Source organism: Acidocella sp. MX-AZ03, from assembly GCF_027626035.1.
Taxonomy (GTDB): Bacteria; Pseudomonadota; Alphaproteobacteria; order Acetobacterales; family Acetobacteraceae; genus Acidocella; species Acidocella facilis.
In genome coordinates this window covers 657,182-669,906 of record NZ_CP110774.1, presented here as the reverse complement: position 1 = coordinate 669,906, position 12,725 = coordinate 657,182, and the positions used below count along the sequence as shown (strand labels likewise).

The window sequence follows — 12,725 nt, the reverse complement described above, 5'->3', positions numbered from 1 at the left end:
ACGGCGCCCAGAGGGCGCCGCGCAAAAGTTTTTGGGCGAAGGCGGCGAAGGTTCCGCCGCCGCTATGCGGCGGTGGAAGGCCGCCGGAGGGGCCGCTTTTTTTCAAAAAAGCGGCGAAGAACGTTTGGGGTTTTGGCAACGCCGGTGCCACCGCCCCGAACGTTTTGCAGCCCTTTTTGAAAAAAGGGCTGCACCCCAAAAACTTTTTTAACCTTCGGCCTGCTCGCGCTTGCCCTTGGTGGAGCCAACCTGGTCGGAGATGTCCGCGCCGGTCTCCTGGTCGACCACGCGCATGGAGAGCTTCACCTTGCCGCGATCATCGAAGCCGATGACCTTCACCTTCACCGCATCGCCCTGCTTGACCACATCGGTGGTCTTGGCAACCCGGCCCTGGGCCAGCTCGGAGATATGGACGAGGCCGTCCTTGGCGCCGAGGAAGTTCACGAAGGCGCCGAAATCGGCGGTCTTCACGACCTTGCCATTATAGATCACGCCGACTTCCGGCTCCGCCACGATGCCCTTGATCATGTCGAGGGCCGCCTGGATCTTCTTGTCGTCGGAAGCGGCGATCTTCACCGTGCCGTCATCGCCGATATCCACCTTGGCGCCGGTCTTCTCGACGATGTCGCGGATCACCTTGCCGCCGGTGCCGATCACGTCGCGGATCTTGTCCTTCGGCACGGAGGTGGTGACGATCTTCGGCGCGTTGGCGGAGACGCCGTCGCGATTGCCGGTGATCGCCTTGGCCATCTCGCCGAGGATGTGCAGGCGCCCACCCTTGGCCTGCTCCAGAGCGATCTTCATGATCTCCGGGGTGATCGAGGTGATCTTGATGTCCATCTGCAGGGCGGTGATGCCCTCTTCGGTGCCGGCCACCTTGAAATCCATGTCGCCGAGGTGATCCTCGTCGCCCAGAATGTCGGACAGAACCGCGAAGCCCTTATCTTCCTTGATCAGGCCCATGGCGATGCCCGCCACCGGGGATTTCAGCGGCACGCCGGCATCCATCAGCGACAGCGAGGTGCCGCAGACGGTGGCCATGGAGGAGGAGCCGTTGGACTCGGTGATCTCGGAGACAACGCGCAGCGTGTAGGGGAAGGCTTCCTTGGTCGGCAGCAGCGGGTGAACCGCGCGCCAGGCCAGCTTGCCATGGCCGATTTCGCGGCGGCCGGGTGAGCCCATGCGGCCGGTCTCACCGACGGAGAACGGAGGGAAGTTGTAATGGAGCATGAAATGCTCCTTGAACTCGCCCTCGATGGCATCCACCACCTGCTCGTCCTGAGCGGTGCCCAGCGTGGCCACGACCAGCGCCTGGGTCTCGCCACGGGTGAACAGCGCCGAACCATGGGTGCGCGGCAGCACACCAACCTCGGAGAGGATCGGGCGGACGGTCTTGGTGTCGCGGCCATCGATGCGCAGGCCGGTATCCAGGATGGCGTTACGGACGATATCCGCTTCCAGCGCCTTGAACAGCCCCTTGGCGGCCTCGGCGTTCAGCCCTTCCTCGGTCAGCTTGGCGGCGGCCTCTTTCTTGGCGGCGGCCAGCTTCTCGTAACGGACCTGCTTCTGCGTCTCCTTGTAGGCCTCGGTGATGGCGGCGCGGGCCAGCGCATCCACGCGCGCCTTCAGGGTCTTGGTCTCCTCGGATTCCTCCGGCAGATCCCACGGCTCCTTGGCGGCGGATTCGGCCAGCTCGATGATCGCCTGGATCACCGGCTGGAAGCTCTGATGGCCGAAGGTGACCGCGCCCAGCATCACCTCTTCGGAGAGCTCGGAGGCCTCGGACTCGACCATCAGCACGCCTTCGGTGGTGCCGGCGAGCACCAGGTCCAGCTTGCTCTCTTCGCGCTCGCTGGTGGTCGGGTTCAGCACATACGCGCCGTTGATGTAGCCAACGCGGGCCGCACCCACCGGGCCGAAGAACGGAATGCCGGAGAGGGTCAGCGCGGCGGAGGCCGCCACCAGGCCGACCACGTCCGGATCATTGTCCAGATCATGGCTCAGCACGTTCACCACAACCTGCACTTCATTGCGGAAGCCTTCGGGGAAGAGCGGGCGGATCGGGCGGTCGATCAGGCGGGAGACCAGCGTCTCCTTCTCGGTCGGGCGGCCTTCGCGCTTGAAGAAGCCACCGGGAATGCGGCCGGCAGCGTAGAATTTCTCCTGGTAGTTCACGGTCAGCGGGAAGAAATCCTGCCCCGGCTTGGCGGATTTGGCGCCGACCACGGTGGCGAGCACAACAGTGTCGCCATAGGAGGCGACGACAGCGCCATCAGCCTGGCGGGCAACCTTGCCGGTCTCCAGAATCAGGGTCTTGCCACCCCACTCCATCTCTTTGCGGAAGAATTTATCGAACATACACGGACTCCGTCGCGGCGTGCGGAGCAGAGCCCAAGGGGAATCATACGCAGACAGCCGGGTTTTCGGGGCGGCGCCTCGGGCGGCATGGGTCTGGCTGGGGCAAGAAACCCGCAACCACGGACCATGTGGCCGGAAACGCCGCAAGGTTTCAAAACCGGCGACGGCGCGGATCATCCCGATGGCGTTTTTGCCCCGAACGGCCGCAGAAAACGCCGCGCCACCATGGCACGGCTGCGGTTGTCTAGCCGGTTTTACCCGGCAAGGCTAGCTTGCCCCCTCACCGCCCGCCTTTGGGCCAGTGCCACCAGCGTGTAGGAGACCAGCATCAACAGGAACCAGGAGAGCAGCTTCGTGAAGGAAACCATGTGCCAGGCCGCCCTCTGGTCCGGGTAACGCCAGATCTCGGTGAAGGTGCCGATATTCTCCGCGAACCAGATGAACAACGCGACCAGAAAGAAGCCCAGCAGCAGCGGCATCCAGCGCTCACGCCGCCAGGGCCGGTAATAAACCCGGGTGCGGCCGAACAGCAGAATGGCGGCGAGCAGCAGCAGATAGCGAGCATCCGGCAGATCATGATCGGTGAAAAAATTCACATAGATAGCCAGCGCCAGGGCGCATAAGGCGGGCAGATTCGGGTGATGGGTGAAACGAAGGCTGAGCAGCCGCCAGGTCCGGAACAGATAAGACCCGATGGCGGCATACATGAAGCCGGTGAACAGCGGCACGCCGCCCAGGTGGAAATGCGTCGGCTCGGGATAGGTCCAGGCGCCGATGGCGGTTTTGAAGATTTCCATGACCATGCCGGTGATGTGAAACACCAGAATCACCCGCGCCTCGGCCCAGCTTTCCAGCCGGAAGCGCAGCATTCCGGCCTGGATGGCCAGGGCGGCGAGGAAGAGAAAATCCAGCCGGGTAAGCAGCGCGTGGGTGGGATACAGAAACCGGGTGAGGATCGCCAGCGCCAGCAGCAGCCCGCCGAACAGGCAGGCCCAGCCCTGCTTGATGCCAAAGCGTAGAAATTCATACGCGAACCGGGCAACTGGCCCGCGCGTGGCCATGTCATCGCCAAGCCGCGCTTCCCAGCCGATCGCCCCGCGCAGGACCGGCCAGAGCGCGGCTTGGCTTTCAGGCCCGGTCATGCCAGCCCGTTAGCACGGTTTGCGGCGACAGGCGCCGAGAAATGTCCGGAGCGGTAACAACCTCATTGCCCCCACCCCGAACATTTTCGCCGCTTTTTTGAAAAAGCGGCCCCAAAAAACTTTTGCAATCTTTAGCTTTAGCTCTTGCGCGCCAAAGGCGCGACGAATTGCGGCTCGGTATCCCACGGAAACAAAATCCAGGTATCCTGGCTGACCTCGGTGATGAACGTATCCACCGTCGGCTTGCCGGCGGGCTTGGCATAGACCGTGGCGAAATGCGCCTTGGGCAGCAGCGCGCGCACATGCCGGGCGGTGGTGCCGCTATCGACCAGATCGTCGATGATCAGCCAGCCCTCGCCATCGCCCGCCGCCGGGGCCGGCTTGGTGACATGCGGCTCGCCGCGAGTCTCGTCGTCATAGGTGACGACGCAGATACATTCGATCAGCCGGCAATCCAGTTCGCGGGCGATGATCGCGGCCGGGATCAGCCCGCCGCGCGTGACCGCCACAATGCCCTTCCACGGCCCCGCCGCATGCAAACGCCAGGAAAGCGCCTTGGCGTCACGGTGTAGCTGGTCCCAGGTGACGGTGAAATAATGCTGTGCCATGGCGGTTGCCCTTAATGAAGCGTAACGGCAGGAGCAAGATCATACGGGGCTGAGCTGGGTTTCGATCAACTCCGCGATGTGAGCGGCCGCATGGCAATAGACCAGCCGGTCGAAATGCAGGATGTCGGGATAAACCGCGTCCGGCGGCGCGAACTCCCATGGATCGACGAAATGCGCGTCGGGCGCCATGGCCTGCAGCCAGCCATTCATGCGGGCGGCGCTGGGCCTTGGATGCGCGGGCTCATCCGCCCGGTGGCGCCATCGGCTGGGGGCGAGCAGGAACACCACCACCGCCCCTGGCGCCGTGCCGCCGCCATCAGCCGGTGAATGACCGGCTCCAACAGATACTCAAATAGCGGGCCGACACACCAATAATCCCGCCGCAATGTCTCCCACGCCTCATAATGCGCGGGCTCGGTCATGATGTCGCGCATCGCCTCGGGCGAAAACCGCGTCAGGTCCTGAGTCGCGCGGGCATCGCCCTGGGCGGCGAAGGGCAGCGTCAAAGGCAGTGTCTTGTGTTTGTAGAGCTGCATGAAATCATCGACCCAGAGGGAGAAGACCCAGGCCTCGCGTTTGCCCGGCCGGGGGTCGCTCAAGGCCGAGCGCCAATCCGCCGCCTCATGGCCGAGCGCTTCCAGCGCCGCGCGTATCTCGCCTTCGGGGGGTGACAGCGCGTGGTCCAGGAACATCGAATGCTCAATCCGAAAGGCCCGGTTGCCCCGCGCCGCCGCCAGCTCTTCGCTCACCTCATCGGCCAGCGGGCGCAGATAATGCGCCAGCGCCTGCATCTCACAGCCGCCGCGTAACACCAGCCTGTCCACCAATTTAGGCCCGCGCGCCGGGGTGAAGCTGGAGGACGCGTCGAGCGTGATCCAGTCAATCTCGGTGGCGCGGAACGGATCCCCGCCACCTCGCCGACGATCTTCAGCGCCGGGCTGGCGATATGCCGATAAATGAAGGCCTCCACCCCCAGATTGAGGACACGGCAGGAAAAACAGAACTGCGTCAGCGTGCGCTGGCCAAAGAACATCTTGCCGCAATAAAACCCGGCAAACCCATAATCGCCGTAATCGTCGATCACCCGCACCAGCCCGGCAAACACATCGGCGCGCACCAGCGTGGCACGCAGCTGCGCGCGCGCCGCCTCAAGATCTTCCGGCAGTCTGGATTTGGTGAAATTCAGCTGGTTGGTCCGGTTGATCAGCTCGATCGCGCGATCCAGATGCGGCTCCACATCGTGCTCGATGCTCACCCGCACATGGCTCGCGCGCAGGAAGGCCAGATGCCCATCCTTGGTGGCGCTGAACGCCTGTTGGCGCGCCATCAGCTGGCGATATTGAGCCAGGCGTGCATGCGCCGGGTCCGGCTTGCCGGCCAGGCGGGGGTCATCCAGCAAGCCAGCAACAATCTCCGGCCCGGCGGTCTGCAGGCCGGGCACGTGGAACCGCGCCTCGGCCAGATTGGCCGGCTCGTCATCGATGAACAGGATGGTTTCCGGCCGTAGCTGCACCGCCTCCACCAGGGCGGCCAGGCGCGCGCCCTTTGGCGTCCAGTCGATGCTGGGGAAGATGAAATGCTCCCAGACCCCCTGCCCCTGCAGCGTGGCTCTGGCGGCCTCCAGATCGTTCTTCGAACAGATGCTGTTCATGATGCCGCGCCCCACCAGCGTGGCCAGTATCACTGGCCATTCCGGCCGGGGGCTTATCCCGTCTTCGGCCAGCGTGCCATGCCAGCCGACCCCATCCAGGTCCCAGATCACCAGCCGCACCTCCGGCACGGGCAAAGCCATGGGCACGGGCGTGTCGCCGAACAGGATCTGGCGGAGTTCGAGCACGTGAGACACCTCCCTGCCTTGAGCGCATCGAGCTTTTAGCTTGATGCGCTCACTTTTGCTTTTGCGAGCTATTTTATGTGGTTATCTTGACGCTCCCGCGTCAACCTAAACACTATTGCTCTACCAGCGCGCGCCGCGGGCAATGGCTGAACCCTACAAGCCGGCCAAAACGGCGTCTACGATCCCGCTCGCGTCAGACCGTGAATTGCTCGGTGATGATGCGTTCCGAAAGTGCCCGGTCCGGGTCGAACAGCACCGTGGCACCCACGCTGCGATCCTCATGCACCGCCACAGAAATCACATCCCGCACCTCGGTGAAATCCGCCACCGCCGCCACAGGGCGTTTTTCCGGCTCCAGCACTTCGAACAGCACATCCACCGTGGCCGGCAGCAGCGCGCCGCGCCAGCGCCTGGGACGGAAGGCGGAGATGGGTGTCAGCGGCAGCAGATTGGCCGAAAGCGGGACGATCGGCCCATGCGCGGAGAGGTTATAGGCGGTGGAGCCGGCGGGGGTGGAGATCAGCACCCCATCGCAGATCAGCTCCGCCAGGCGCTCGCGCTGATCCACCGAGATACGGATCTTCGCCGCCTGGCGCCCCTGGCGCAGCAGCGAGACCTCGTTCAGCGCCATCGCCTCTTCCACCACGCCGGAGGCGGTGACCGCATGCATGCGCAGCGGGTGCAGCAGCGAGGGCTGCGCTCGGCCGATGCGCGCCGCCAGATCATCCTCGTGATATTCGTTCATCATGAAGCCGACCGAGCCGCAATTCATGCCATAGACCGGCATGGAGCTGCCCAGCACCTGATGCAGGCATTCCAGCATCAGCCCGTCCCCGCCCAGCGCGACGATGACATCGGCCGCTTTCACCTCATGGTCGCCATAGAGCCCTTGCAGCCGCGCGCGCGCGGCCCGGGCCCCCTCCGTCTGCGCGGCGATGAAAGCGAGCTTCATGCGAGCTTGCGATGCGCGAGCACGGGCATGTTGGCGCGGGTGCGCGCGGTCAGCTCATGGTCGATCCGCGCGCTGGCGAAGCCCAGCCCGTCGGAGGCTTTGGCGACGACATGCCCCAGGGATCGATGATCATCGAATGGCCATAGGTATAACGCGGCTCGCCACCGGCATCGTGATGCACGCCGGTACAGGCGGCGGCGGCGACCCAGCATTGCGTCTCGATCGCCCGGGCGCGCAGCAGCACCTCCCAATGGTCCTTGCCGGTCTGCAAGGTGAAGGCGGCGGGCAGCAGGATGATTTCCGCCCCTGGCGGCGCAGCGCCAGGAACAATTCGGCAAAGCGCAGATCATAGCAGATCGCGACGCCGATCCTCACACCCTGCATCTCGAAGGTGACGACCTCCTCGCCGGCGCCGTAGGTGGCGCTCTCCGGTAGCCCTCGCCATTCGGGGTGACGATGTCGAACAGATGGATCTTGCGGTAGCGGGCCAGCTCCTCGCCTTGGGGGTTGAACACCAGCGAGGTGTTGAACAGCTTTTCCCCGGCCAACTCGCCGATCGAGCCGCCATGCACATGGATGTTGTTCTCCACCGCCATGGCGCGCAGGAATTCATAAGCCTCGCCCCCCTGCCCGCCTGGGGCCGGGAGCGGCTCGGCAGCGGCGAATTTCTGCGCCCGGTCGCCGCCCAGGCAGGTCCAGATCTCCGGCAGCACCACCAGATCCGGCTGCTCCGCCGCCATTGCCGCCTCGATCAAGGCACGGGCCTGGGCGATGTTCTGCGCCTTATCCGCCTGCGGCGACATTTGAATGACGGCTATGCGCATTTCAGCACCTCCTGCTCCGACCGGGCGACTTCCCCGGGTATGGGCTCAACGATCGTTAGCAGCGACAAACCAAACGGCAAACTCATACGGCCGACCAATTTAGCCTCAAAGCCGAAGATATGAGTAAGCAGGGTATTCAATATAACGCCTGGCGGCGTGCGCCCCAAAGAACTCTTGCGGCCCGGCAGCTTATCGATGATCCGTGCTATACAGGCCAAAGGCAGCAAAGCGCTGTTCATGAAGCCGAACATACGCGGCTGCAGCCCCGCCTGCTGCAACAACCCCCGCAGTTGCGCGGCGCCATAGCGGCGCTTATGGTGGAGCTGGAGGTCATGCGGCCCATACAGGAACTGGTAGGCGGGAACCGTGATCACCGCCTTGCCGCGAGGGACGAGTAGCGAGGCCACGCGCCGCAGCGTGCCCAAATCATCCTCAACATGCTCAAGCACATCGAGCAGACAGACCAGATCGAAACGCTGATCAGTGAAGGGAATATCGTCCGGCAATGCGCCGGCGAACAAAGCGACCTTCTCAGGACGGCGGCTGGCATAATCCCGCGCCGCCTCGTCACGTTCAACCGCCGTCACATGCCCGAATTGGCTGAGCATGGAAAAATTACCGCCGGTTCCGGACCCAAGCTCCAGAATCCGGGCTTCAGACGGGAAGTTCAGGCTTCGAATGACCGCGTCGAGCACATGTCGACGCCCCACGAACCACCAATGCGCCTCCTCCAGCGCCGCCATTTCATCGTAAGCCTCGCGTTCCAAGGGCACTCCACCAGGTTCATCGCGTCTTCGCTTTACCGGGCAAACAAAGCATTTGTAGGTCGTTACGTCCATTGCTGGACGGGCAGCCAGCTCATTGCGGGTTTGGCGAGGGCGCCGTGTAGAGGCTCACCCCATCCACCTGCCGCGCTGGCCAGCCCCAGCCGGCAATGCCGGCCGCCAGCCGCGGATCGGTGCCGGGCACAACGATGACATCCTGCACACCGCTGGCCAGGGCGTAGGCTTTCAGATCAGCCAGTGTGTCAGGGCCGATCATGTCAAAAAACAGCTTCATCAAAACGCCATCCGCCTGCACCCGGGCCGGCGGAAACACCAGATAGCCGCCGACCTGCGAATAGCTGAAGCCGCTGGTCACCTGCCAGTACATCGAAGGGCTCTTGATTCCCCAGGGCAAAACCAGCACCCGTCGATCGGGGCCGAGATATTGCATGATTTCGGTCTTGTTGAAGAAGCGCTGGACCGGAATCGCCTCTACTGGGGCGGGAGCCGGCCATAGCCACATAACCGCCAGCCCGGCCGCCAACCAGCGCCACCGTGAGGTGGTTCCAGCCAGCCATAAAGCCGTGAACAATCCGGCCAGCAAAAACGCATAAACCATCATCCGCGCCGGCAAGGCTTTGTTAAGCAAAGGCAGGCTGAGCATAATCCGCCACGGGAGAATCAGGAAGGTTGGGCTGCTATGAATCACCAGCACCGGCCCCAGGCTCAGCAACATTGTGCAAAGAAATACCCAGCGCGCAAAGCCGCTGGCCCGGCGCAGATAGCGCCAGACGATGAACATCATTGGCAAACCGAGATAGCCTGTCTGCTCACCCCAGGTGCCGCCGAAATAGCTCGTGAGCGGCATGAACGCATGGCCACCAAGCCAAGTTGTGAAGGTCGGGAAGAAGAAATTGAGCGGGTCGATCGAGAAAAACTCCGGCCACATTTTTGGCAACGCCAGATCATGCGGCCGGCCAAACATCGCCCATAGCAGCGGCGCCAATAGAAGCAGCGTCAACGGTGCCGCCAACATCACATCCTGCGCCAAAAGCCAAAGCCGCTTGCGCCAATCCGGCAGGCGCCACCAGGCCAACAGCCATGCCAGGGCCGCCATCAAGCAGCTTGTAGCCAAGAGCTCTATCGCGATTCCCGCCTGCGCCGCCAGCAACAGCGCCAGCGCCACAACCGTGCCGCGCCGCTTCCCCTGGCCCTGCATTCGCCGCAGCGCCACCAGCACCAGCAAGGGCAGCAGCGCCGTCCATTCCAGGTTTAAATGCTCGTTGATATGCGCCGCAGTATAGCTAGAAAAACCAAACACCCATCCGCCAACCAGAGCAGCCCCCGGCTTGCGGCACAAATGCAGGCACAGCGCATAGGCGCTCAGGGCCGCGCAGGCGGGCGCTGCGACCATCAGCGCATCATACGCCGCGAGCGGCCCAAACAAAGCCGTGATCGGGTAGGCCAACAATGCCAGCACCGGCACGCTGGTCGTCCAACCGAGATTGAGGCCGCCTGGTTGCCACAAGAGATGCGTAAAGAGTGGATCGAGGTGGTGACTGATCGCATAGGGCCACCAGGCGAAGAACCACACATAAATATATGGGTCAGCTCCAACGCCCAGCACGTCCTGGTGCAAATCCGTCCCATGCCAGCTCACCACCAGCGCGCTGGCGAGATAGGCGGCCAGAGCCAGGGCGTGCCAAGCCCAGCGCGTCCGCCCCCTGCCCTCGCCGATGGTCCTCAGAACGCCTCAGCCACGCGGCAGATCGAGCCCGGCGGCGCGGATGCGCGCGGCTTCCTCGTCCCAGCCCGGCCGTTCGACCACGCGCAGGAACAGATCCACCTTCACCTCCATCAGCCGTTCCAGCTCTTGGCGCGCCCGGCTGCCGATCTCCTTGATCCGGGTGCCCTTGGCGCCGATCAAAATCGCCTTATGCCCCTCGCGGGCGACATAGATCACCGCATCGATGCGGATGGAGCCGTTGCGCTGCTCCTTGAAGCTCTCAGTCTCCACCGTGGCGCCGTAGGGCACCTCGTCGCGGGTCTGCAGGAAAATCTGCTCGCGCACGATTTCGGCCGCGAGCTGGCGGTCCGGCAGGTCCGTCATCTCATCCTCGGGATAGAGATACGGGCTCTCTGGCATCTGCGCCACGCAATAATCCAATAGCGCCTCGATCCCGTCGCCGCTCTGCGCGGAGATCATGAAGACCTCCTCGAACTTCGCCATCGCCGCCGCCGCCTGCGCCATCGGCAACAGCTCCTGGCGGTCGATCAGATCGATCTTGTTGAGCACCAGCGAGAGTCGCGCGCCGGTCTCGGCCAGCTTGGCGGCGATGTCGCGCACGCCTTCGGTGAGGCCATGCTTGGCATCCACCAGCAGGAAGCGCAGATCCGCCTCGCCGGCGCCGTTCCAGGCGGCTTCCACCATCGCCTTGTCCAGCCGGCGCTTGGGCGCGAAAATGCCCGGCGTATCGACGAAGATCAGCTGCGTCTCGTCACGCACCAGGATGCCCAGCACCCGCGCCCGGGTGGTCTGCGCCTTCGGGCTGACGATGGAAACCTTCGCCCCGGTCAGCCGGTTGAGAAGGGTGGATTTGCCGGCATTGGGGGCGCCGATGAGCGCGATGAAGCCGCATTTGGTCATTTTGGTAACTGTCCTAATAAAAGCCGCGCCGCCTCTTGTTCGGCGGCGCGCTTGGCGCCCGCTTGCGCAGTGGCGCTTTCAACGCCTACACTCACCCGTACCACGAAAAGCGGCGCGTGCGAGGGGCCGGATTGCTCCAGCGTTTCGTAAAGCGGCAAAATCTGGCCGCGCTTGAGCGCCCATTCCTGCAGCGCGGTCTTCGGGTCCTTTGGCGGGGCCGCTTGCGCCTCCACGACATCTTCCAGCACGCGATGCACAAAGGCGCGCGCGGCTTCCAGCCGGCATCGAGATAGAGCGCGCCGATCATCGCCTCCACCGCATCCGCCAGCACGTTGGGCTGGGTGCTCACCCCGCGCTTGGCCTCGCCCGGTGCCACATTGAGCATGGCGCCGACATTATGCGCCTCCGCCACCGCCGCCAGCGCCGGCTTGGAGACCAGAGCCGCCAGGCGCGGGCCGAGCTTGCCCTCCTGCTCATTGGGAAAGCGCTCGCTCAGCCATTCCGCGACGATCAGCCCCAGCACCCGGTCGCCGATGAATTCCAGCCGCTCATTCGAGCCGACCCCCTTCGCCCCGGCGGCGGAGCGATGGGTCAGCGCCTCGCTCAGCAGCGCGGGCCGGGAGAACTCATGTCCCAGAAAGGCGGCGGCGATTTCCGTGCGGGTCACTTGATGCCGTGCAGCATCCGGCCCCAGCGGATCTCAAACGGCCATTGCCAGATCTGCCAGAACGGGTGCCGCAAATCGATAGAGAAGAAGATGATCTCCGCCGGGCCGATGACATTCTCCACCGGCACATAGCCGACCGGCCCGTCCATGAAGCGCGAATCCTCGGAATTATCCCGGTTATCGCCCATCATGAAGAGATCGCCCGGCGGCACGGTATAGAGCGGGGTGTTATTGGGATCGACCCCGCCTTCATTCTCCGGCGCGTTGGTCACTTTCAGGATGGCATGGGTAACGCCGCCCGGCAGGGTTTCCTGGTAATCCTTGGTCACCACCGGCGCGCCCGACGAGGTGTCGGTATAATCACCGACAAAGGTCCGCGGGACTTCCTTGCCGTTGATATAGAGCTGCCCGGCGATCATCTGCACCGTATCGCCGGGCAGGCCGATCACGCGCTTGATGTAATCCTCATCCGGGGCGCCGGGCGGGCGGAACACCACCACGGTGCCGCGCTTGGGCATCCGCCCGAAAATCCGGCCCTTGAACCAGTCCGGCGCGAAGGGCAGCGAATAATGCGAGTAGCCATAGGCGAATTTATCGACGACCAGATAGTCACCGACCAGCAGCGTCGGCACCATCGAGCCGGACGGGATGTAAAAAGGTTCGAACAGGAAGGTGTGGATGCCCACCGCGATCAACCCGGCATAGACGACCGTTTTGATGAATTCGCCCAGACCGCCTGATTCTTTGCCGCGCCGTGCCATGAAACCCTTTTCCCGCAAGATTGGCGCTTCAAACAAGCGCCACGCCGCTTGTCAAGAAACGCCGGTCTGATGCGGCGCGGTTACAAGCCGTTAACGCGCGACGCCTTGCGCGGCGCGGCGGTTCGGGTGCAGACAGGCCCCGCCCCAATAAGCCTGGAGTGTGGA

The 12,725-nt window shown here is 63.9% G+C and carries 11 protein-coding genes and 2 pseudogenes; all 13 read right to left on the bottom strand.

Annotated features, from left to right (window positions below; all coding sequences use genetic code 11):
• Positions 1–207: 207 nt before the first annotated feature.
• Positions 208–2,358: a polyribonucleotide nucleotidyltransferase gene (pnp, locus tag GT370_RS03780; RefSeq protein ID WP_008493131.1), complete on the bottom strand. Its 2,151-nt coding sequence runs from the start codon at positions 2,356–2,358 to the stop codon at positions 208–210.
• 254 nt (positions 2,359–2,612) lie between these two features.
• Positions 2,613–3,500: a DUF817 domain-containing protein gene (locus GT370_RS03775; protein WP_008493132.1), complete on the bottom strand. Its 888-nt coding sequence runs from the start codon at positions 3,498–3,500 to the stop codon at positions 2,613–2,615.
• A 137-nt stretch (positions 3,501–3,637) separates the two neighbouring features.
• Entirely contained in the window at positions 3,638–4,108 is a 471-nt protein-coding gene (gpt, locus tag GT370_RS03770) for a xanthine phosphoribosyltransferase (protein ID WP_008493133.1), read from the bottom strand.
• A 39-nt stretch (positions 4,109–4,147) separates the two neighbouring features.
• Positions 4,148–4,318 carry a hypothetical protein gene (locus tag GT370_RS03765; RefSeq protein WP_270183914.1) on the bottom strand — a complete coding sequence of 57 codons (171 nt, stop codon included), beginning with the start codon at positions 4,316–4,318 and terminating at the stop codon, positions 4,148–4,150.
• Positions 4,315–4,899, bottom strand: coding sequence for a hypothetical protein (locus GT370_RS03760; protein ID WP_270183913.1), 585 nt, complete (start codon positions 4,897–4,899; stop codon positions 4,315–4,317). The genes GT370_RS03765 and GT370_RS03760 overlap by 4 nt, the downstream gene beginning before the upstream one ends.
• Positions 4,854–5,945 carry a hypothetical protein gene (locus tag GT370_RS03755; RefSeq protein WP_270183912.1) on the bottom strand — a complete coding sequence of 364 codons (1,092 nt, stop codon included), beginning with the start codon at positions 5,943–5,945 and terminating at the stop codon, positions 4,854–4,856. Before GT370_RS03755 ends, GT370_RS03760 begins: the two co-directional genes overlap by 46 nt.
• 193 nt (positions 5,946–6,138) lie before the next feature.
• On the bottom strand, positions 6,139–6,897 hold the full coding sequence (locus GT370_RS03750; RefSeq protein WP_008493135.1) for an NAD kinase: 759 nt from the start codon (positions 6,895–6,897) through the stop codon (positions 6,139–6,141).
• Positions 6,894–7,721: pseudogene (locus GT370_RS03745) on the bottom strand (carbon-nitrogen hydrolase family protein). The gene GT370_RS03750 and the pseudogene GT370_RS03745 overlap by 4 nt, the downstream one beginning before the upstream one ends.
• Positions 7,712–8,488 (bottom strand): class I SAM-dependent methyltransferase, encoded by a 777-nt coding sequence (locus GT370_RS03740; RefSeq protein WP_168118393.1) that lies wholly within the window; start codon positions 8,486–8,488, stop codon positions 7,712–7,714. The pseudogene GT370_RS03745 and the gene GT370_RS03740 overlap by 10 nt, the downstream one beginning before the upstream one ends.
• Positions 8,489–8,579: 91 nt before the next feature.
• Positions 8,580–9,965, bottom strand: a complete 1,386-nt coding sequence (locus tag GT370_RS03735) for a hypothetical protein (protein WP_270183911.1) — start codon at positions 9,963–9,965, stop codon at positions 8,580–8,582.
• A 273-nt stretch (positions 9,966–10,238) separates the two neighbouring features.
• Positions 10,239–11,132, bottom strand: coding sequence for a GTPase Era (gene era / locus GT370_RS03730; RefSeq protein ID WP_008493141.1), 894 nt, complete (start codon positions 11,130–11,132; stop codon positions 10,239–10,241).
• Positions 11,129–11,799: pseudogene (gene rnc, locus GT370_RS03725) on the bottom strand (ribonuclease III). Before rnc ends, era begins: the two are co-directional and overlap by 4 nt.
• Complete coding sequence (lepB, locus tag GT370_RS03720) at positions 11,796–12,560, bottom strand: signal peptidase I (protein WP_008493143.1); 765 nt, start codon at positions 12,558–12,560, stop codon at positions 11,796–11,798. The pseudogene rnc and the gene lepB overlap by 4 nt, the downstream one beginning before the upstream one ends.
• Positions 12,561–12,725: the final 165 nt, after the last annotated feature.

Bases quoted from the DNA above. Each gene is read 5' to 3' on its own strand.
- era (WP_008493141.1), bottom strand. From the start codon at position 11,132: ATGACCAAATGCGGCTTCATCGCGCTCATCGGCGCCCCCAATGCCGGC.
- pnp (WP_008493131.1), bottom strand. From the start codon at position 2,358: ATGTTCGATAAATTCTTCCGCAAAGAGATGGAGTGGGGTGGCAAGACC.
- GT370_RS03775 (WP_008493132.1), bottom strand. From the start codon at position 3,500: ATGACCGGGCCTGAAAGCCAAGCCGCGCTCTGGCCGGTCCTGCGCGGG.
- GT370_RS03765 (WP_270183914.1), bottom strand. From the start codon at position 4,318: ATGAATGGCTGGCTGCAGGCCATGGCGCCCGACGCGCATTTCGTCGAT.
- GT370_RS03760 (WP_270183913.1), bottom strand. From the start codon at position 4,899: ATGCAGGCGCTGGCGCATTATCTGCGCCCGCTGGCCGATGAGGTGAGC.
- lepB (WP_008493143.1), bottom strand. From the start codon at position 12,560: ATGGCACGGCGCGGCAAAGAATCAGGCGGTCTGGGCGAATTCATCAAA.
- gpt (WP_008493133.1), bottom strand. From the start codon at position 4,108: ATGGCACAGCATTATTTCACCGTCACCTGGGACCAGCTACACCGTGAC.
- GT370_RS03750 (WP_008493135.1), bottom strand. From the start codon at position 6,897: ATGAAGCTCGCTTTCATCGCCGCGCAGACGGAGGGGGCCCGGGCCGCG.